Source organism: Rhizobium leguminosarum bv. trifolii WSM2297, assembly GCF_000271845.1.
On sequence record NZ_JH719395.1, the window covers coordinates 1,383,465 to 1,401,615 of the forward strand.

The 18,151-nt window shown below is 61.7% G+C and carries 16 protein-coding genes and 2 pseudogenes; 7 read left to right on the forward strand and 11 right to left on the reverse strand.

Features of this window, described 5'->3' with window-relative positions; genetic code table 11:
• Positions 1-43 precede the first annotated feature (43 nt).
• Both ubiA and RLEG4DRAFT_RS22080 read left to right on the forward strand, forming a co-directional pair.
• Positions 44-958, forward strand: coding sequence for a 4-hydroxybenzoate octaprenyltransferase (ubiA, locus tag RLEG4DRAFT_RS22075; RefSeq protein WP_003580046.1), 915 nt, complete (start codon positions 44-46; stop codon positions 956-958).
• A 21-nt stretch (positions 959-979) separates the two neighbouring features.
• Complete coding sequence (locus RLEG4DRAFT_RS22080) at positions 980-1,756, forward strand: phosphodiester glycosidase family protein (RefSeq protein WP_003580048.1); 777 nt, start codon at positions 980-982, stop codon at positions 1,754-1,756.
• 1 nt (position 1,757) lies between these two features.
• Here RLEG4DRAFT_RS22080 and RLEG4DRAFT_RS22085 read toward each other — a convergent pair.
• Positions 1,758-2,353 (reverse strand): annotated as a pseudogene (locus RLEG4DRAFT_RS22085) (demethoxyubiquinone hydroxylase family protein).
• Positions 2,354-2,440: 87 nt separating this feature from the next.
• Complete coding sequence (locus tag RLEG4DRAFT_RS22090; protein WP_003580050.1) at positions 2,441-4,321, reverse strand: ABC transporter ATP-binding protein; 1,881 nt, start codon at positions 4,319-4,321, stop codon at positions 2,441-2,443.
• A 238-nt stretch (positions 4,322-4,559) separates the two neighbouring features.
• On the opposite strand from RLEG4DRAFT_RS22090, the gene RLEG4DRAFT_RS22095 reads away from it, so the two are divergent.
• On the forward strand, positions 4,560-4,961 hold the full coding sequence (locus RLEG4DRAFT_RS22095) for a GFA family protein (RefSeq protein ID WP_003580051.1): 402 nt from the start codon (positions 4,560-4,562) through the stop codon (positions 4,959-4,961).
• A gap of 38 nt (positions 4,962-4,999) precedes the next feature.
• On the opposite strand, the gene RLEG4DRAFT_RS22100 is transcribed toward RLEG4DRAFT_RS22095, so the two are convergent.
• Positions 5,000-5,473, reverse strand: coding sequence for a VOC family protein (locus RLEG4DRAFT_RS22100; RefSeq protein WP_003580052.1), 474 nt, complete (start codon positions 5,471-5,473; stop codon positions 5,000-5,002).
• A 149-nt stretch (positions 5,474-5,622) separates the two neighbouring features.
• The gene (locus RLEG4DRAFT_RS22105; RefSeq protein WP_003580053.1) at positions 5,623-6,072 is read right to left on the reverse strand and encodes a VOC family protein; all 450 of its coding nucleotides are present in this window, start codon (positions 6,070-6,072) and stop codon (positions 5,623-5,625) included.
• 193 nt (positions 6,073-6,265) lie between these two features.
• On the opposite strand from RLEG4DRAFT_RS22105, the gene RLEG4DRAFT_RS22110 reads away from it, so the two are divergent.
• Complete coding sequence (locus RLEG4DRAFT_RS22110; RefSeq protein ID WP_003580054.1) at positions 6,266-6,481, forward strand: hypothetical protein; 216 nt, start codon at positions 6,266-6,268, stop codon at positions 6,479-6,481.
• A 131-nt stretch (positions 6,482-6,612) separates the two neighbouring features.
• Positions 6,613-7,382 (forward strand): annotated as a pseudogene (gene dapB, locus RLEG4DRAFT_RS22115) (4-hydroxy-tetrahydrodipicolinate reductase).
• A 496-nt stretch (positions 7,383-7,878) separates the two neighbouring features.
• Here the strand turns inward: dapB and RLEG4DRAFT_RS22120 are convergent.
• The 4 genes from RLEG4DRAFT_RS22120 to RLEG4DRAFT_RS52985 form a co-directional block, all read right to left on the reverse strand.
• Complete coding sequence (locus tag RLEG4DRAFT_RS22120; protein ID WP_003580057.1) at positions 7,879-8,829, reverse strand: ornithine cyclodeaminase family protein; 951 nt, start codon at positions 8,827-8,829, stop codon at positions 7,879-7,881.
• Positions 8,830-8,925: 96 nt separating this feature from the next.
• A complete protein-coding gene (locus RLEG4DRAFT_RS22125) occupies positions 8,926-9,432 on the reverse strand; it encodes a GNAT family N-acetyltransferase (protein ID WP_003580059.1) in 507 nt (168 codons plus the stop codon).
• Positions 9,433-9,794: 362 nt separating this feature from the next.
• Entirely contained in the window at positions 9,795-10,076 is a 282-nt protein-coding gene (locus RLEG4DRAFT_RS41130; protein WP_348529947.1) for a hypothetical protein, read from the reverse strand.
• A 264-nt stretch (positions 10,077-10,340) separates the two neighbouring features.
• Positions 10,341-10,475: a hypothetical protein gene (locus tag RLEG4DRAFT_RS52985; protein ID WP_280804405.1), complete on the reverse strand. Its 135-nt coding sequence runs from the start codon at positions 10,473-10,475 to the stop codon at positions 10,341-10,343.
• On the opposite strand from RLEG4DRAFT_RS52985, the gene RLEG4DRAFT_RS22135 reads away from it, so the two are divergent.
• Positions 10,465-11,880, forward strand: coding sequence for a pyridoxal phosphate-dependent decarboxylase family protein (locus RLEG4DRAFT_RS22135; protein WP_003580061.1), 1,416 nt, complete (start codon positions 10,465-10,467; stop codon positions 11,878-11,880). The genes RLEG4DRAFT_RS52985 and RLEG4DRAFT_RS22135 overlap by 11 nt on opposite strands.
• A 157-nt stretch (positions 11,881-12,037) precedes the next feature.
• Here RLEG4DRAFT_RS22135 and RLEG4DRAFT_RS22140 read toward each other — a convergent pair whose 3' ends face one another.
• Entirely contained in the window at positions 12,038-12,460 is a 423-nt protein-coding gene (locus RLEG4DRAFT_RS22140; protein WP_003580062.1) for a TIGR02594 family protein, read from the reverse strand.
• 508 nt (positions 12,461-12,968) lie between these two features.
• Complete coding sequence (locus RLEG4DRAFT_RS22145) at positions 12,969-14,144, reverse strand: MFS transporter (protein WP_003580063.1); 1,176 nt, start codon at positions 14,142-14,144, stop codon at positions 12,969-12,971.
• A 347-nt stretch (positions 14,145-14,491) separates the two neighbouring features.
• Here RLEG4DRAFT_RS22145 and RLEG4DRAFT_RS22150 point away from each other — a divergent pair, with 347 nt between their 5' ends.
• Positions 14,492-16,393: a potassium transporter Kup gene (locus RLEG4DRAFT_RS22150; protein ID WP_037094712.1), complete on the forward strand. Its 1,902-nt coding sequence runs from the start codon at positions 14,492-14,494 to the stop codon at positions 16,391-16,393.
• Positions 16,394-16,472: 79 nt separating this feature from the next.
• On the opposite strand, the gene RLEG4DRAFT_RS22155 is transcribed toward RLEG4DRAFT_RS22150, so the two are convergent.
• The gene (locus RLEG4DRAFT_RS22155) at positions 16,473-18,053 is read right to left on the reverse strand and encodes a Na+/H+ antiporter (RefSeq protein WP_003580065.1); all 1,581 of its coding nucleotides are present in this window, start codon (positions 18,051-18,053) and stop codon (positions 16,473-16,475) included.
• Between the last annotated feature and the right edge of the window lie 98 nt (positions 18,054-18,151).

Here is an 18,151-nt window from a genome sequence, read left to right on the forward strand (position 1 = left end):
GAGTCATCCCAGGTTAGTGCGATAGGAATCTCGGGGCACCTCAATGACGACTCTCAGCCGCCCTGATCTCAGCGACATCCATCATGGCGACTGGGTGGATCGTCGATTACCGGCCACCTGGCGGCCATACACGCGGCTGGCAAGGCTGGATCGTCCAGTCGGAATATGGCTGACGCTTTTCCCGTGCTGGGCTGCCCTGATCCAGGTATCGCACGGCCTGCCGGACCTCGGGGAACTCGTGATCTTCTCTATCGGCGCCTTGCTGATGAGAAGCGCCGGTTCCACCGTCAACGACATCGCCGATCGGAAGTTTGACGGCCATGTGGAGCGGACTCGTTTCCGGCCGCTTGCAAGCGGAGAACTCCGCACGCTGCAAGCCTTCGTCTTTCTGGCCCTGGAACTCATGGCTGCGGCCTCGCTTCTTGCCTTTCTGACACCCTATACACGCCTGGTGGCGATATCGGTTCTGCCGCTCGTCTTCCTTTATCCGCTCTGCAAACGCTTCACCCATTGGCCACAGGCCGTCCTGGGCGCGGCGTTCAATTGGGGGATGCTGATGGCATGGGCCGAGATTGCCGGCCATATCCCGGCCGGCGCCGTTCTGATGTGGGCCGGGGCCATCGCCTGGCAGATCGGTTATGATACGGTTTATGCCTATGTCGACGTGAGGGATGACACCCGCCTCGGCCTGAAATCCACGGCGATCCTGTTTGGACGGCGCGGCAAAACGTGGATCGGCTTGTTCTATGCTCTGGCCGTTGGAGCGTGGTCGCTCGGCGGCTGGCTGTTGGAGATGTCGCCGCCTTATGCGGTCGCAATGCTGGTGATCGCGGCCCACCTTGCCTGGCAGACCCGGCGGATCGACCTTGCCCGCCCGGATCTGAATTATCGCCTGTTTCTCGCCAATATCCTGACGAGCGTGCTGCTCGCCGGCGCGGCTTTGGCAGGCACATGGTGAGCAGTTCGAGGACGTGACCCCATGACCTATCTCAAACAGGGCCTGCTCAGTGCGGCCATGATGCTGGCCGCAGCGATGGTATCCGGGCAACAAGCGCATGCCGAGCCATGCGAACAGGAAACTTTCGAAGAGGCGAAATACGTCGTCTGTACGCTGGATGCGGGGAAGGCCGACCTGCGCCTGTTCTGGAAAGGCGCCGATGGCGAGCCATACCGCGCCTTTTCAAGTGTTGCCGAAGCCGTTCGCGCCGAGGGGAAAACGCTGACCTTGGCCGTCAACGCCGGCATGTACCGGGCCGATTTTTCCCCGATGGGGCTGTATGTCGAAAATAGCAGGGAACTGAAACCCGCCAATACAGCAAAGGCCGAAAGCTCCGCCGGCCAGGTGCCGAATTTCTACAAGAAGCCGAACGGCGTGTTCTTTCTGGGTGAAACTGGCGCCGCCATACTGCCGACCGATGAATTTTTGAAACGTGCGCCCAAGGTGCGGTTCGCCACGCAGTCCGGCCCGATGCTCGTGATCGCCGGCAAGCTCAACCCGATCTTCATTCCCGGCTCGACGGACCGAACCCGCCGAAGCGGTGTCGGCATCTGGGGGGCCGGCACGGTTCGCTTGGCGATCAGCGAAGACGGGGTGAATTTCCAAGATTTCGCGCGGCTCTTCCGCGACCGGCTGGAATGCCCGGATGCTTTGTTTCTCGATGGCGGACGAGGTGTGGGGCTTTACGATCCGGCAATGGGCCGCAACGACCGCTCCTGGCACGGCGGCTACGGCCCGATCTTCGGGCTTGTCGAGTAGCCTATCCCTTCCCCGCACGTGCCATCTCGGCGCGCATCCAGCTGGAGTCTCCCCAGGTGGAAAGCCAGATCATCAGATCGGTCAGGGCGCCGATGACGGGCAGGAGCAATGCGTGGCTCAGACCCCGCCTCTTCTGGCTATCTTCGGCTTTCCGGAGATGCGCCAGCTCCTGTTCCTGTATCGACCCGATAAGGGCATTCAGCTCGGGATCGCGCTCGGTAAGGAAAGCCAATTGGTCTTCGAGATGCGATGGACCGTGCTTTCGACCGCCTCGGTGCAGATCCAGATCATGTCGCGTCCGCCAAGCGCCGTCAGCATGCCGAGCACGAAACCGCCGAGACTCCAGAATGCCATGACGCGGCAGGGCTTGGCGCTCCTTGCAGGCATCGCCTCGCGAAATAGGCGGCAATGCTCGATCTCGTCCTCACGCATTTCTTCCAGCGCCGGCACGATGTCAGGAAACAGCCGCCGGGCGATCAGAATCTGGGCGCCATAGATCCGGATAGCGCCGAATTCGCCCGCATGATTGACCTTCAGAATACGGCGGATGGTGACATCGGGGTCGCGTAGACCCGAGATGCCCGACGAATTGAACATGACCACCCTGCCCCCATTTGCCCGACTGCAACAGACAGGAATGCCTCCGCTCTCGTCAAGGGGCGCCGACCCTCCTAAAATGCGCGATCAGCCTCCGGGCGAGGCCGGTGATGGTTCCTCGATGTCTTCGGGAATGAAGCCGCCGGTCTGGCGTTTCCACAGGCGGGCAAACAGCCCGTCCCGTTCGACCAGTTCGTCCGGCCTGCCCTCCTCTATGATCCGCCCGTGATCGAGCACGACGATCCTGTCCATCCTGGCGATGGTTGAGAGGCGGTGCGCGATGGCGATCACCGTCTTTCCCTCCATGACGAGGTTCAGCCTTTCCTGGATGGCGGCTTCAGATTCGCTGTCGAGGGCTGAGGTCGCCTCATCGAGCACCAGAATCGGTGCGTCCTTCAGCAGAACGCGGGCGATTGCCACGCGCTGGCGCTGGCCGCCGGAGAGCTTGATGCCGCGGTCGCCGACGAAGGCTTCATAACCCCTGCGGCCCTCGCCGTCCGAAAGATCGGCAATGAAGGCATCGGCGCTTGCCATCTTCGCCACCTCTTCGATCTCGTCCATCGTCGCCTCCGGCCGGCCGTAACGGATATTGTCGCCGACCGAACGGTGCAGCAGCGCGACGTCCTGGGCGATGACGCCAATGGCGCGGCGAAGGCTCGCCTGCGTCACCGCGCGGATATCCTGCCCGTCGATCAGGATCGCGCCGTCGCCAATGTCGTAGAAGCGTAAGAGCAGATTTGCGAGCGTTGTCTTTCCGGCCCCGGACAGGCCGACCAGGCCCACCTTCTCGCCGGGCCGGACCGTCAGCGACAGCTCGTCGATAACCGGCTTGCCCGACTTGTAGGCGAAGCGGACATTTTCGAAACGGATTTCACCACGCTCGGCGACAAGGTCCTTCGCATCCGGCCGGTCGGTGATGCTGGGCGGTGTCGTCATAACAGGCATGGCATCCTTGATCGTGCCGATCGCCTGGAATATCTGTTGGCCCATCTGCAGGAAGACGAATATCTGCGTTGACAGCCGGTTGAGAATGTAGACCGCCCCGACGAATTCGCCGACCGTGAGAAAGCCTTTGACGAGGCCGGAAAATCCGATCGCCAACATGGTCAGCCACAGCAGCGTATTGAGAACCACGACCGTCAATTCCGACGAACGATAAATGCGCTGTTCGCTGTGCTGCGTCTGCACGGCCTTTCCTATGATGCGGCGGATCGCGCCTGCCTCGCTATCTTCAGCCGCAAACTGCTTGATCATCTGCATATTGGTGTAGAGATCGGTGATGGCGCCGGCGACCAGGCTGCGCTGCTTGGCGGTGCGGCGCGAGCGCTCGACGAAGATCGGCACGATCCTGGCGGTGAATACGACATTGAGTACGATCCATATGACGACAGGCAGGGCAAGCTGCCACGCGAGCGCGCTCAGCAGGATCACGGAGCCCACCAACTGCATGAGGAAGCGTGGGATGGACTGGAAGGCGGCAAGGATCTGCTGCTGGACGGCGGAAGAGACCTGCTGCAGCCGGGAGGAAACCTGGCCGGCATAGAGATCATGGAAAAAGGCAAGGTCCTGCCGCTCGACAGCCTTGTGGCCTTGCCATTGAATGGCAGCCGGCATGCCGATGCCGAGCGTGTGCGAATTCAATGTATTGAGCATGAACGACACAATCGGCATGACCGGAAAAATCAGCAAGCCGAGAATGGTCAACAGCAGCCATTCATCGCGCAGGAAGGCGGGAGCGCCCTGTTGCGTCACGCCATCGACGATGACCGAAAGTCCCCAGACGATCGTCAGGTTGATCACTTCGAACACCATGGAGCAAACTGCCAGCGCAATCAGCACACCCCGAAACATCGAGATGAAATGCAGGAGCACCGTTACCGGTCCCTTCGACGGCAGCGGCCGATAGGGAATATCGAGCGGCCGGATCAAGGTTTCGAAGGGACGGTAGATCGCATCTGAAATCGACATGGGCCACTCGGATCAAAAATCGGGAGAAGGCGTGGACTCAGCTACGCAGGGTCGCATGGGACCACCTTCCGACTGCAATCTCAACTAGAAACTTCAAAAAATCGACGAGATGGAAGTTTATCGCGAAAGCCCGCTTGGGAACATGAAAAGCCAGGCGCCCGAACGCCCCAGTTGCGGTCATCGCGCCGTTGGGGCACGATACCGTCACGGAACAGTAAGCGGGATCGGACCGACCATCATGCTGACGGGCTCATGTCATTGCGGTAAGGCGGGCTGGACGCTCGAAGGCGATCCCGGCTCGATTACCGCCTGCAACTGCACCCTCTGCCGCCGCTACGGAACCCTCTGGGCCTATGACTACGAAGGCGAGAGGATCGCGCTCACCGGGCAGACCGCCTCCTACACCCGCTCCGGCCGGGAGACCTCGTCCCTCGAAATATTGTTCTGCCCATCCTGCGCCTGCGTCTTGAGCTGGCGCGGCCTGCGGCTTCAGAAAGACGGCCGCCGGCGCATGGCGGTCAACATGCGGCTTGCGCCACCGGATCTCGTTGCCGATCTGCCCATCGATCATTTCGACGGGTTGGACACGTTCGAAGACCTTCCTTCCAAAGGGCGCTGCGTGCGCGACCTCTGGTTCTGACAGCCCGCCGCCTCTCTGCTTCGGAGGGCGACGGCGCCTCAGCCGCGCCGAGCCGCCTCGATCGCAGCAATGTCGATCTTCCGCATCGTCATCATCGCATCGAAAGCACGCTTTGCTTGGCCGCCACCCGCCGCCAGCGCTTCGGAAAGGACACGCGGCGTGATCTGCCAGGACACGCCCCATTTATCCTTGCACCAGCCGCACTCACTTTCCTGGCCGCCATTGCCGACAATGGCGTTCCAGTAGCGGTCGGTTTCCTCCTGATCGTCGGTTGCGATCTGGAACGAGAAAGCCTCACTGTGTTTGAACGTGGGGCCGCCGTTCAGGCCGATGCAGGCAATCCCCGCCACTGTGAATTCAACAACCAGCACGTCTCCCTGCTTGCCATCCGGATAATCTCCCGGCGCCCGAATGACGGCGCCCACGGCACTGTCGGGAAACGTCGCGGCATAAAAGCGGGCAGCCGCCTCGGCGTCTTTGTCGTACCATACGCAGATCGTGTTCTTTGCCATTGCGCGGGTCCTTTCGCTTTTCGTTTCGCATTTCCTCCGTGAAATAAGAAGCAAACCGTGTTTCTCCAGCCCTTACAGCTTATTTCCTCTACGACTGCTGAGCGCTCCTACATCGTCGATGCCGCCGAGCCTCTCGGTGGCCATCGCCATCATTCAGGTTCAATTCGGGGACTTCGGAACAAGGGAGATTGCGGCGCCTCCGAAACACGGGTTTCGGACGGGCCGCCTTGATCCACTCGCCACGGTGGATCGACGCGGTTCGATCCGGCGAAATAAAGGATGATGCGGTTGCCGCCAGGATCGAGCAATTCCGCTTCGCGCCAGAGCCAACTCTTGTCCTCGGGGCCGCTCACGAAACGAAGACCGGCCTCGCTGAGACGGCCAACCGTCTCGTCCAGCCTCTCGCACTCGAAATAGACTGTGGTTCCACCACCGCCATTTTCGCCCTGATGCAGGGAGAAGGTGCTGTCTCCGTCCGGGCAGGCGAAGCGCGCATACCGTGGACGGGCGTCGACGACGGGTCTGAGACCAAGGACGCAGTAGAAATTCCAGCCCGCATCGAGGTCAGGCATCGTAACGGTCACCTGGTTCAGGCGCATGATCTCTCCTCCCCTGTCAGTTCGTCGAAAAGTTCCGGCAATTATGGGACCACGATATCTATAAAAACAAAGAGCTGAGACGGTCGCATGAATCAAATTCTAAGCGACACGCTTTTTGTGTTCTTGCCACAAATCTCGTGTCAGACTGCGCAAGCTGCGCATCGCCTGCGCGCCGATCGAAAGGGCCGAAGCCATGCACAAGTTCACCGTCACCCTCACACGCGAGATCGAGGCAGATACCGCCGAAGAGGCCGCCTTGCTCGTCTACCAGGAGCTTTCCAGGGAACCGGTCCCTGACAGCTATTCGGTCACCGACGAGACGAAGGCAACCATCGAGATAAAGCTGGACCGGAATAAGGCTGACGAATTCGCAAGCATCGATCACACCGCCGACCCCGGCAACTGGTAACCTCAGATCGGCACCGGAGATCCGGCTTTTCGTTGAGAGCCGAATACGGTAGTTGCAAATTCCCTTCTCCGGCGCGAGTGCCGAATGTAAACAGCCGCTCCATAGGAAATATTGCGAGCCAAGGAAACACCGTGACCTCCCCGATCAAAATAGCGGTCGCCGGCGCGAACGGCCGCATGGGCCGCACCATCGTGCCGCTGCTGGCCGCTGATCCGGCTTTTGCCTTCGTCGGCGGCCCGGCCGTGAGGGCTCTGCGGGCGCCGGGCTGATCGACCGTTCGGTCGCAATCGCGACCGCCGACGTTATCCTGGATTTCACGACGGGGCGTGCGGCCGCCGAACTTGCCGGCTTGTGCGCATCAGCAGGCGGCCCGGCTCTGGTGATCGGGGCGACGGGTTTCGAGCTGGATGAACTGGAGCGGATCACGGAGGCCGCCCGGACGATTCCGATTCTGCGCTCCGGCAATTTCTCCATCGGCCTGAATATCCTGCTCAGCCTCGTCGCTCAGGCCGCGCGCGCCCTTCCCGCTGAAGGTTGGGATATCGAAATTCTCGAAGCCCATCACAACAGGAAGATCGATGCACCATCCGGCACGGCGCTGATGCTTGGCGAAGCAGCCGCCGAGGGCCGCGGCGTTTCCCTCGCCTCCGTCGAGCGTCGCGGCCGCGACGGCATCACCAGCGAGCGGCCGCCCGGCGAAATCGGCTTCGCCGTGTTGCGCGCCGGCGGGCTCGTCGGAGAACACAGCGTGCTGTTTGCATCAGCCGAGGAAGTCGTGACGCTCTCGCATTCGGCTCTCGATCGCGGCATGTTCGCCCGCGGCGCACTTGCCGCCGCCCGCTGGATCGCAGGCCGCACACCCGGCGAATACGGCATGCGAGATGTCCTGGGCCTGCCGTGAGAAACGGTTCAGAGGATATCGAGGATTGCCGAAGCAGCAAGGTCGGCCATGCGATCTCCGTTGCCGGAACCCGGCCGGCTAAGAGCGCGGTGCCCTCCAACGTCCCTCATCCTGAGGTGCGCAGCCCACAGGGCGAAGCCTCGAAGGACACGCCGCAACGCTGCTCCTTGCATGCCTCCGATGTCGAAACACCCGCCTCCTCCTTCGAGTCCCCTGCGGGGCACTTTAGGATGAGGCCCTCTGGAATTTAGCGGGGGCGTCCGCCTCTCGCCCCTACTCGCGCCAACGCCCCTCGAAAGAGCAAGACGAGGCGCCGGCGGTTCAAGAATGCAGGGAGCAATGCTGCGGCATGTCCTTCGAGGCTCCGCCCTGTGGGCTACGCACCTCAGGATGAGGGGCGTTGGAGGATGCCGTCCACTCATTTGACGTCATGGATCTCCTGCTCTCGTCTCCTAAAGACCCAGCAATGAACTGCATGAAAACAAAGACTTGAAGCCTACTCATGAATCAAAATCTCCGCCGACACACCCAACTTATCGAGGATCGCAGAGGCGACGGCGACTTCTGTTCCGGCGAGACCCACGGAGCAGAACAGCGTTATCTCCTCGGGTGATCTCCGTCCGGCCGCCTTCCCGGCAATGATGTCGGCAAGATCGGCCATGCGATCTTCGTTGCCGGAGCCGGCGAGGAAAAAGGACGATGCGTAGGCCCGGGTCTGTTCGGGAGAATCCGTCGCGATCACGGCGGCGGCATCCGCGACATCAAGTCCGAGTTCGTATCCCTGAAGCGTTTTCGGGCCGACCGTGTTGACGTGCGCGCCGGGCTTCAGATCGCGCGCATGGATGACGGGCTTTCGGCTCGTCGTCGCGCAGATGACGATATCGGCCTCATCAACGGCCTCAGCGACGCTTTCGACAGGTTCCACCTCCAGCCCCAGGACGTCCTGCATCTCGCTTGCGAAGGCGGCGCGTTTTTTCTCGTCGCGGCTATAGACGCGGGCGCGGTCCAGTTTTCGAACGGCGGCGGCCGCGGCAAGCTGGGTTCGGGCTTGCGCACCGCTGCCGATGATCCCGACGGTCCTGGCATCAGGCCCGCTGAGATGGCGGACGGCCAGACCTCCGATGGCACCGGTCCTGAGGTTGCCGAGGCGCTCCCGGAGAACAATGCCCTTGAGCCTGGCGTCGTCGGCCGACCACACCGCGACGATCTGCGAATGCTCCGCCCCGTCGAATGTTTCGTAGACGCGGAAACCCGCGAGCGGTTTGTCGCCAAGCATGCCGCCGACGGTGAAGACGAGATCGCCTCGATCGGCAAAGGACACATGATGCCGGGGCGGAGAAACCAGCCGATTGCCGGCTCTCGCGACAAAAGCGGTCTCGAGCGCATCGATGGCGACACGCATCAATGCATTGCCGACCAGATCCTCGTCTTTCAGAATTCTCGTCACGGCAAACCTCCAGCCTATGCCGGCATCCTCCGACCCCAACCGCGGTTGAGGTCAATAGGTCAGTTAAAGCGATTGCGCTGAAATTCCGCGTGAGGCCTAATCGACCAAACGGCGGGCCATGATGACGTCGTCGATCTCCCGGCCCTCTTCCACAACCCCGGCAGGGATCCTGCCGACCTCGGAGAAGCCCTGTCGCTGATAAAACCGGATTGCCGCCGGGTTCTCCGCGCTGACGAAGAGTTCCAACTGGCGGATGCCGATTTGGCGAGCGTGGTCGGAAACCGCCTGCAGCAGCCTCTGGGCAAGACCCGTTCCACGCAGGTCGGCGCGCACATAGACCGAGACGATCGTGGCGCGATGCGCCATCTTGCTCGACCGTTGCCGAAACAGCCCCATGATTCCGACGGGGGCGGAGTCCTGAAACGCAATGAAAACCGGCTCGCTCAGGCGGTTACACCACTCCTCGAGGGAAAGAGCCGCCCAGTCTTCGTAACGGCTGGCAAAGGAGGCGGGTTCGGCGCGAAGCGCTTCCAGACGAATGCGCCGGAAAGCTTCCACCTCGTCTGCCTGGATAAGCCTGATCGTCACACCGCCTGCATCCATCGGAAACCTCCTGGGATATCTCACCACCGTCATTACAGAGGGCTCCGGCCGATGCAAGCGCGGAAGATTTGGCAGGAATCGCCCCACCTCGCCTCCCACATCCCTGTGTTCGGGCTTTGACCCGGGGGATGTCACAGGGATCCAGCGCGCCTAAGTCCTTGGGCGCGGGAGGGGTCTTCTTCAAAGCCGCATAGAGTCATTCACGGCCGAGCACAGGAATGAAGGAGGATAGGTGTGGCCTCGATAACAGGTAGCGAGGGCACCGGGATTTGGCCCTGGCTATGTTGCGCCAGCGCCCGGGGGAGCTTCACTGCGGCCCCCGGCGACAAGCTCGAAGGGCGAGGCCGATGTCCCGCCTGCAATCACTGCGCCGGGGTTCCCACCCGGCCACCCTTGCGGACGCCCGACTGATCCCCGGCGGTCGGCTGGTTCGTTGGCCGGAGGTCCCATTGATCAGACGGGCGGGCGGCCGGTCGCTCGGTCGCCGGTTCGGGCGTCGACCGTACGACCAGATTGTCCGGCTGCTCGGTTGACCCCGTCGCCGCTTCATCAGTTGACAACTCGGTCGCTTGATCGCTCGGCTTGACCATCTTGAAGGGTGCAATCTGATTGATAATGACGAGAAGAACTATCCCGACCATCATGCAGACCAGCGTATAGAGAGCGAAATACTTCAGTGCATAACCCTCGCTGATTGGCAGAGCGGCCTTGACAGCGGCGCGAAATGATATTTTCGCATTATTGGAGGATACTTGTAGAAAAGGCAATAGATTTTAAGCATATGTTAAGCATTTCAGAAATTTCCAGCATATGACAAGGTAGTTATTGGATGGAAATAAGGAAACAACTCCCGCACTGCTCGATTTATCTTAAGCATCCCGGTAAAGGCGAGAAGCCCGCGTGGCTGCTTATTCCACGCTGACGCCATTGGCGAGAGGGTTCGCCAAGACAATGCCGGCGATATAGGCTAGATTGCGCGGTGCCGGCAGCCTGGTTTCGAGGTACGCCTTCGGGGTCGGCAGGGGGATCCCGATGTCGGCCATTGCATCTCTGTTTCAGGAAGCCGCCCAGCTTGCGGCGGGGTTTCGGCAGGCAGCACCTCCCCGCCACCTGCCCACTCACGACTATGCCGCCTCACTTGCCTGTTTCGACGAGCCGCTGCCGGCCGCCGGTTCCGACATGCTCGATGTCGTCAGGCAACTGGCGAATGATGCCGAACCCGGGCTGCATGCAACCACCGGCCCACGCTTCTTCGGCTGGGTCATCGGCGGCTCTCATCCTGTCGGCGTCGCAGCCGATTTCCTCACCAGCGCCTGGGGCCAGAATGCCGGAAACCATACCGCCGCTCCGGCCGCGGCCGCCGTCGAGACCGTCGCTGCGAGATGGCTTCTCGATCTCCTGAAGCTGCCGGCTGAAAGCTCGGTCGGCTTCGTCACGGGCGCGACGGTGGCGAACTTCACCTGCCTTGCCGCCGCCCGCGGCGAGGTGCTGCGCCAAGTCGGCTGGGATGCCGATGCCAAGGGCCTGTTCGGCGCGCCCGAAATCACCGTGCTGATCGGTGACGACGCCCACACGACGGTGTTCTCTGCGCTGCAATTCCTGGGCCTCGGCCATGATCGCGTGCTGCGCGTGCGCACCGATGTTGTGGGACGGATGGATCCGGCCGCGCTGGAGGGCGCGCTCGATACGGTCTCCGGTCCCGTCATCGCCATTCTCCAGGCAGGGCAGATCAATACCGGCGCTTTCGACGACTTCGCCGCCATCATTCCACTGTTGAAAGCGAAAGGCGCCTGGGTCCATATCGACGGCGCCTTCGGCCTCTGGGCACAGGCGTCGGTGAAGACCAGCCATCTCAGCCGCGGCATCGAAGCCGCCGAAAGCTGGGCGACTGACGGCCACAAATGGCTGCAGACACCCTATGATTGCGGCTATGCGATCGTCCGCAACGAACTCGCCCATCGCCGCGCCATGACGATCGCCGCAAGCTATCTGCCGCTTGCGGGCGAAGGCGAGCGTGATCCCTCCCATTACGTGCCGGAGTTATCAAGAAGGGCGCGCGGCTTTGCCACCTGGGCGATGCTGAAACATCTCGGCCGCGAAGGTGTGGCCGCCCTCATCGACCAGTGCTGCGCCTCGGCACGGGTTGCAGCTGATCTACTCGGGCGCGAGCCCGGCATCGCCATTCTAAACGAGGTAACGCTGAACCAGCTCGTTATCCGCTTCGGAGCTGGCCACCCGGACGAAGAAGGTGATGCGCTGACCCGAAAGACGATCGAAAAGATCCAGACAGATGGCCTGATCTTCGCCGGCGGCGCCAAATGGCACGGCCGCGACGTCTTGCGCCTCTCCGTCACCAATTTCCAGACGACATCGGACCAGGCGGAACTGGCGGCGGAGAGCATCATCGCTGCGTTCAGGAGCGTCAGCGGCAATTCCCGCCCGTGCTAACGCGCCGATGCGTCCTTTGCTGGGATGCAGCGACACCATCCGCTGACACAAGCCGCACCCTCTCTCCGCCCTCATCCTGAGGTGCCCCGACGGGGCCTCGAAGGACGAGGTCGGCCATCGGCGCTGACGAACTCAGCTTCGCCGCGACAAGCCGGCATCATCGTCGCACTGCGACGACCGAGCTGGCGCGATATCTGGACAGTTGCACCCGGTTGGATTGATTGCCGCCGAACAGGTAGACGTACTGCCGGCGCTGGTCGATGTGATCGAAAAGGCTCACATGAAAGCGCTTGCCGGTGCGGATGACCACGACATCCCCTCGCCGGGCGGCCCAGAAGAACACCGGCTTGCCGAACTTCCTCCAGGACGCCGCCATGTTGGGATTGGGCGGCGGCTCGCGCGCCGATCGCTTGGCAATAAAGGCCAGGAACGCCCCGCACCACGACACCCTGCGGGGATTGACGCTGAGGAAGGAGATGGAGCGTTCGTGCATGCTTTTGTACTTCGATGCCGTGCCCAGCATGTCCGCCTCACAGGGCACGGCAAGCGCCGTGAGGACGATGACGAGAATAACCTTCATAGTTACCCACCATTGTTTTGTATAAACGCTGAACTTCTGAAATGTGGCGAAGAATAAAACAGGCGCAGCAACGTAAATGCCAATTATGGCGTGATTTAGAAACAACTAATACTGGCATTTTGGCGGCAGAAATTGGTCTGAATCAAGGCGTCGAGCCGGCGCAGGCGGGCCTCCCTTGGGGCCGGACACGACTATTGAAAATCCCGCAAAACGCATGGTTTGCAGGCGGAAAGGCTGGAGTTTCACCCATCCGAACCGGTTTCACGACGAGGAGACGGACCGCACCCGCAAGTGATTGAGCAACAAGATCATTCGCCAAAGAGTTGACAGCACTGCGCACACCTGGTCATCACCTATACGAGCTATATTTCCGATAGCCATGAGTAATACTTCGCAGCGACAGGAAATACATTGCATTCGCTGCCCTTCACCGGCAAAAAACCAGGGGGCCACCCCTTCCAGTCGCGGACGTGGACGCTGCCGAACGGCGGCTAGCCGGCGCGGCGAGTTAACCGTGGGGTTGCACCGGTTCGGGCTGGCCTGTAACCGGGGCAGGATCGGCGGCAAGCGCCCTGGTGACCAGAAGTGCCGCGGCAAGAACAGGGACCACTGCCCAGTAGGAAAAGCGGATGCCGACGTGTTCGGCAACGAATCCGAGCAGCGGCGGCCCGGCGAAAAACACGAGAAACGTTGTCTGCCCGAGTGCTGCGACGCTGACCGGTGCGGGTCTATCCGTGCGTCGGGCCGCAGCCGAGATGGCAAGCGGATAGACCGATGAACAGCCGATCCCCGTCAGGCCAAAGCCCGCGAGCGCCACAACAGGATGCGTCGCCGTCGCAACCATCACGACACCGATGGCCGTGATCGCAAGGAGAGTTATTGCCACCGGGCGTGGATTGAAGCGGTCGATGACAGGGTCCATGCCGAGCCGCCCGATGGCGATCAGCAAGGAGAAGATGGTCACGCCGAGCCCGCCGACGAATGGTTGGACGGCAAATACGTCGCGCATATAGATCGCCGACCAATCGACGCTTGCACCTTCCGCTAGAAGCGGAGCTGCGCCGACGAGGCAAAGGGGCAGCAGCCCGCGGGTGGGAAAGGCGATAAGCGGTGCATGTCCGGGGTGAGCATCGCGCCGCTTGGGCGCATTCTCGATCCCGGAGAAAACGATCGACCCCGCAATCAAGACAATGACGAAGGTGAGGAAGGTATGCAGTTCGATGGAGACGGCAGCCTGCCGCAAGCCGGCGGCAACCAGGGCGGTGAGGCAGAAGCCTAGGCTCCACATGCCGTGCGCCCGGCTCATGATGCGGTATCCGAGCAGCGCCTCGTGGCGATCGGTTTCGATATTGGCGTTGATCTCGAATGCCCCGGTGAAAATGCCGGCAATGAAGAACAATGGCACCGCCAGTTCAGCTGAAGGCATCCAGGGGATCAGCGCCAAAAACAGCGATGCGCCGAAGACAGTGACGAAGGCGGTTCTGCGCGCACCGAGCCGCTCGATGAACCTCACCGAGAACGTCAGCCCGCAGAGAACACCTAACGACAAGACAGCGAGCAAAAGGCCGAGCTCTCCTTCAGCCAGGCCGAACTTGCGCTGAAGGTCGGGCAGCCGCGAAAGAAATGCACCGACGGAAAGGGCCACGGCAAATTGAATGAAGAAAATGCGATGATGCGGCTTCATCTCGGGACTTGCTCCGATTGGGGCGGATTGAAGCCCAGGCATCCGAGCGGCATAACCGGACATTCCGACGAAATGGCGACTGGCCCCAAAGTCCGCGGTTCCCGTGGTTATCTCCCACCGTTGCTGACAGTTCCTGTCAGCATGCCGGCGCCGCCGTTCCTTTCAGAGGGTTGGCGGCTTGCAGCAAGCAGTTATCGGGCCGACCGCTTGTGACATCACGAGAGGATGGTGCCCGCCTCAGCCCGCCTTCTCCCCTCACAAAAGATTCGCGCCCACATCAATTTACTTGCCGTTCTGCAATGCGGCATATGTTTGTGTTCATGGCCAAGTGGCATGAGCGGGGAACCATGACGTCAACACATGCAGACAATAAGGGTGAAGGTGCCAGCCGAAAGGGCTTTGCCGGACTGGTCGTCGGCGCGATCGGCGTCGTCTATGGCGATATCGGCACCAGCCCGCTCTATGCCCTTCGTGAGGCGCTGAGGCCGTTTGCCGCCGATGGCGTGCACGAGGCCGAGGTCATCGGTCTCATTTCGCTGATGGTCTGGACGCTGACGATCATTGTGACCTTCAAATATGTGCTCTTCCTTCTCAGGGCGGACAATGACGGCGAAGGCGGCACGCTTTCGCTTCTCGCCCTCCTGATGAAGAAGATGGGACGAAACGTCCCCGTGCTCTTCTTCGCCGGCCTGATTGGAGCGGCTCTCTTCATCGGCGATGCAATGATCACACCAGCTCTGTCGGTCATGTCGGCGCTCGAAGGCCTGAAGCTCGTCACACCGGCCTTTGCCGACTACGTCCCGCTGGCTTCGGCTGCGATCATGATCGTTCTGTTTGGCGTCCAGTCGCGGGGAACGGCTGCCGTCTCGATGTTTTTCGGGCCGATCACGGTGTTGTGGTTTCTGGCGATGGCGGCGGGCGGCCTGATTCATATCGGTGACGACTGGGCGATTCTGGAGGCGCTCAATCCGGTCAATGCATTCCTGTTCCTCACCCATGCCGGCACTGTCGGCCTCATCGTGCTCGGCGCCGTCTTTCTGACTGTCACCGGCTGCGAAGCGCTCTATGCCGATCTCGGGCATTTCGGGCGCCGCCCGATCCAGACGGCATGGTTCGTGCTCGTCTTTCCGGCCTTGCTTCTCAACTACCTCGGACAAGGCGCGCTCGTTCTCGCCCATCCCGAAACGGCTGCCAATCCATTCTTTCTGATGTATCCCGATTGGGCCTTGCTGCCGGTGGTTCTGCTCGCGACGATGGCGACGATTATTGCCAGCCAGGCTGTTATCACCGGTGCGTTTTCGCTGGCCCGCTCGGCGGTTCACCTCGGCTTCCTGCCGCGGCTCAGGATCAAGTTCACGTCGGAGACCAACACCGGCCAGATCTATGTGCCGAGCGTCAATCTTGTCCTCCTGGTTGGCGTCTTGATGCTGATCTTTTCCTTCGGCGACTCCGAGTCGCTGGCGACGGCCTATGGCATCTCGGTGACCGGAACCATGGTCATCTCGACCATGCTGGTCTTCCAGTTCCTGCGTGCCGTCTGGGGCTACTCCCTCGTGCTCGCCGCTGCCCTGCTGCTGCCGCTCTTCCTCATCGAAGTCCTGTTCCTGGCGGCCAACCTCTTGAAGATCTACGATGGTGGCTGGGTTCCGGTCGCCCTTGCGCTGGCGATCATGATCCTGATGTGGACATGGACCCGCGGGCAGGCCTATCTGAAGCGGCTGCGCGCCAACAACGAGATCCCGCTCGATTCCTTCATCAGATCGATCGAGCGCAAGTCGGAACATTCGCCGGTCACCGTTCCGGGAACGGCAGTCTTCCTGACCAGCGTCCCGGATCGGACGCCGAATGTTCTGCTCCACAATCTCAAGCACAACCACGTGCTTCACCAACAGAACGTCATCCTGACCGTCTGGACGGCAGACGAACCTTATGTCCCCGACACCAGGCGCATCAAGATCAGCCAGCTCTCGCCGCGCTTCGTGCGCCTTGATCTCACCTTCGGCTTCATGGACGATCCCGATGTCACCAGGGCGCTGGCGCTTTGCCGGGAGGGAGGTTTCAAGTTCGAGATCATGAAGACCTCCTTCTATCTCGGCCGTCGGAACCTTGTGAGGACGCCGAACACCGGCCTGCCGGGCTGGCAGGAGCGCATATTCATGGGATTGGAAGGCTTGGCGATCGATCCCTCCGATTACTTCAACCTGCCGTCAAACCGCGTCGTCGAGCTCGGCGAACAGATTGCCATTTAGAGCGGGATGCAGAAGGCGGAAAAATTCCTGTGGGCGGATAGGCGCGCGTCGCGGGCTCCGCGGCGTAAGACACTGAACGTCAGGCCTTGGCCGAGATCGCGCTCAGTTCCTCGAGGTCAAGATCCCGTTCCAGCTCGTCCAACGTCTCGTCGTCGATGTCGCCGGCGCGGTGGAGACGAATGAGCTCCCGGCGTCCTGTCGCAACCGCTTCGAGAACGACGTCAAAATGAGCATGGAGCATCGGCACGTAGTGCTCGGTTCTCTCGGCATAGTCGACGATCGCTGTCGCCCTGCGCTGATAGCGCTCCAGCAATTGCGGATGGATGAGCTTTCCCTCTGCGTCATAGGCCAGGTTTTGCACGGTCCCGAGCTGTACCTGTGCCATGGCGGCTTCCGCCTGGCTCATTGTCAGGGGCGCTCTTTCCGTCTCCGGCGCCAGCCGCGCCCAGGCAATCACCCGCCCTAATGTCGTGCCCTGCACGAGCACGGTCCCGAGAATGACGGCAAAGGACGTGGCGAGGATGAAGTCACGGCCCGGGAAGCCCTCCGGCAAGCTCAGCGCCAAGGCGAGCGTAACCACGCCGCGCACGCCCGCCCAGCTCAGAACGGTCGCACCGCCGGCTCCGAGCGGCCGGGTCCGCGTGAACCCCAGGGCTGCACATGACTTGATGACGAGATCGGAGGCGAAGACCCAGGCAAAACGCGCGACGACGAGTGTCACGAGCACTGCGAGCATCGGCAGCCCCATCGTCGCGACCACGGTGGTAAGGCCGCCGCCACGTTCGACGACATCCCGAAGCGACAGCCCGATCAATGTGAAGACCGCAGCTTCCATCAGGAAGATCATCACCGTCCAGAACGACGTGCCTCGCATGCGGGTCGCCGCTGAAAATACCGTGTGCTGGTGCCAGGAAGCGATCAGGCCCGTGGTCACGGTGGCAATGACGCCGGAAACATGCAGCAGTTCGCCGAGCAGATAGGAAATCCAGCCGAGCAGCACGGTGGCTGCAATGATCAGATAGTCGTCGCCGAGGTGCCGGATGAGTTTGACCCATGCCGCTCCGACCACGATGCCGACGACGGCGCCGCCCAGCGCCAACACGAAGAAGCTGCCGACCGCCTCCCCCGCGCTGAAGGCTCCGGTTGCTGCAGCGGCGACGGCAAAACGGAAGAGAACCAGGCCGCTTGCATCGTTAAGCAGGCTCTCGCCTTCCAGCAATATCTGAAGCCGCCGTGGCAGCCTGACGCGCTCTAGCACGGCGCGCGCCGACACCGCGTCCGGCGGCGCAACGATCGCGCCCAGTGCGGCGCAGGCGCCCCAGGGAAGTGATGGAAAGATAAGATGGACCACAACGGCCACGACGGCGCAGGTGAAGAATACCGCGCCGACGGCAAGCGAGGCGATCCCGATCATATGGCGCCGCAGCCGCGACAGCGCAATCGACCAGGCGCCATCCATCAACAGCGGCGGCAGGAAGATGACCAGCACCAGCTCGGGATCGACAGTGATCGCCGGCAGCCCCGGCACAAACGCCAGCAAAGCGCCACCGGTCAGCAGCGCCACCGACGGCGGCAGCCCGAGCCTATGGGCCGCATACTGCAGCGCGATGATCGCGAGAAACATCGCGATAACGAGCTCGAATAAATGGGTTGGTTCCATGTGCCCTGCCCTGGCTCAGCAACGAATGTCGGATGTGTGCTGCAAAGAGTTACAGCGACCTTGCGCATCTGGAAAGACGCGGTCGCCCTACAAGGGCT

What these genes read in the sequence shown, in the direction of transcription:
- ubiA (WP_003580046.1), top strand. Translation starts at nt 44, where the DNA reads ATGACGACTCTCAGCCGCCCTGATCTCAGCGACATCCATCATGGCGAC.
- RLEG4DRAFT_RS22080 (WP_003580048.1), top strand. Translation starts at nt 980, where the DNA reads ATGACCTATCTCAAACAGGGCCTGCTCAGTGCGGCCATGATGCTGGCC.
- RLEG4DRAFT_RS22090 (WP_003580050.1), bottom strand. Translation starts at nt 4,321, where the DNA reads ATGTCGATTTCAGATGCGATCTACCGTCCCTTCGAAACCTTGATCCGG.
- RLEG4DRAFT_RS22095 (WP_003580051.1), top strand. Translation starts at nt 4,560, where the DNA reads ATGCTGACGGGCTCATGTCATTGCGGTAAGGCGGGCTGGACGCTCGAA.
- RLEG4DRAFT_RS22100 (WP_003580052.1), bottom strand. Translation starts at nt 5,473, where the DNA reads ATGGCAAAGAACACGATCTGCGTATGGTACGACAAAGACGCCGAGGCG.
- RLEG4DRAFT_RS22105 (WP_003580053.1), bottom strand. Translation starts at nt 6,072, where the DNA reads ATGCGCCTGAACCAGGTGACCGTTACGATGCCTGACCTCGATGCGGGC.
- RLEG4DRAFT_RS22110 (WP_003580054.1), top strand. Translation starts at nt 6,266, where the DNA reads ATGCACAAGTTCACCGTCACCCTCACACGCGAGATCGAGGCAGATACC.
- RLEG4DRAFT_RS22125 (WP_003580059.1), bottom strand. Translation starts at nt 9,432, where the DNA reads ATGGATGCAGGCGGTGTGACGATCAGGCTTATCCAGGCAGACGAGGTG.
- RLEG4DRAFT_RS41130 (WP_348529947.1), bottom strand. Translation starts at nt 10,076, where the DNA reads ATGATGGTCGGGATAGTTCTTCTCGTCATTATCAATCAGATTGCACCC.
- RLEG4DRAFT_RS22135 (WP_003580061.1), top strand. Translation starts at nt 10,465, where the DNA reads ATGTCGGCCATTGCATCTCTGTTTCAGGAAGCCGCCCAGCTTGCGGCG.
- RLEG4DRAFT_RS52985 (WP_280804405.1), bottom strand. Translation starts at nt 10,475, where the DNA reads ATGGCCGACATCGGGATCCCCCTGCCGACCCCGAAGGCGTACCTCGAA.
- RLEG4DRAFT_RS22140 (WP_003580062.1), bottom strand. Translation starts at nt 12,460, where the DNA reads ATGAAGGTTATTCTCGTCATCGTCCTCACGGCGCTTGCCGTGCCCTGT.
- RLEG4DRAFT_RS22145 (WP_003580063.1), bottom strand. Translation starts at nt 14,144, where the DNA reads ATGAAGCCGCATCATCGCATTTTCTTCATTCAATTTGCCGTGGCCCTT.
- RLEG4DRAFT_RS22150 (WP_037094712.1), top strand. Translation starts at nt 14,492, where the DNA reads ATGACGTCAACACATGCAGACAATAAGGGTGAAGGTGCCAGCCGAAAG.
- RLEG4DRAFT_RS22155 (WP_003580065.1), bottom strand. Translation starts at nt 18,053, where the DNA reads ATGGAACCAACCCATTTATTCGAGCTCGTTATCGCGATGTTTCTCGCG.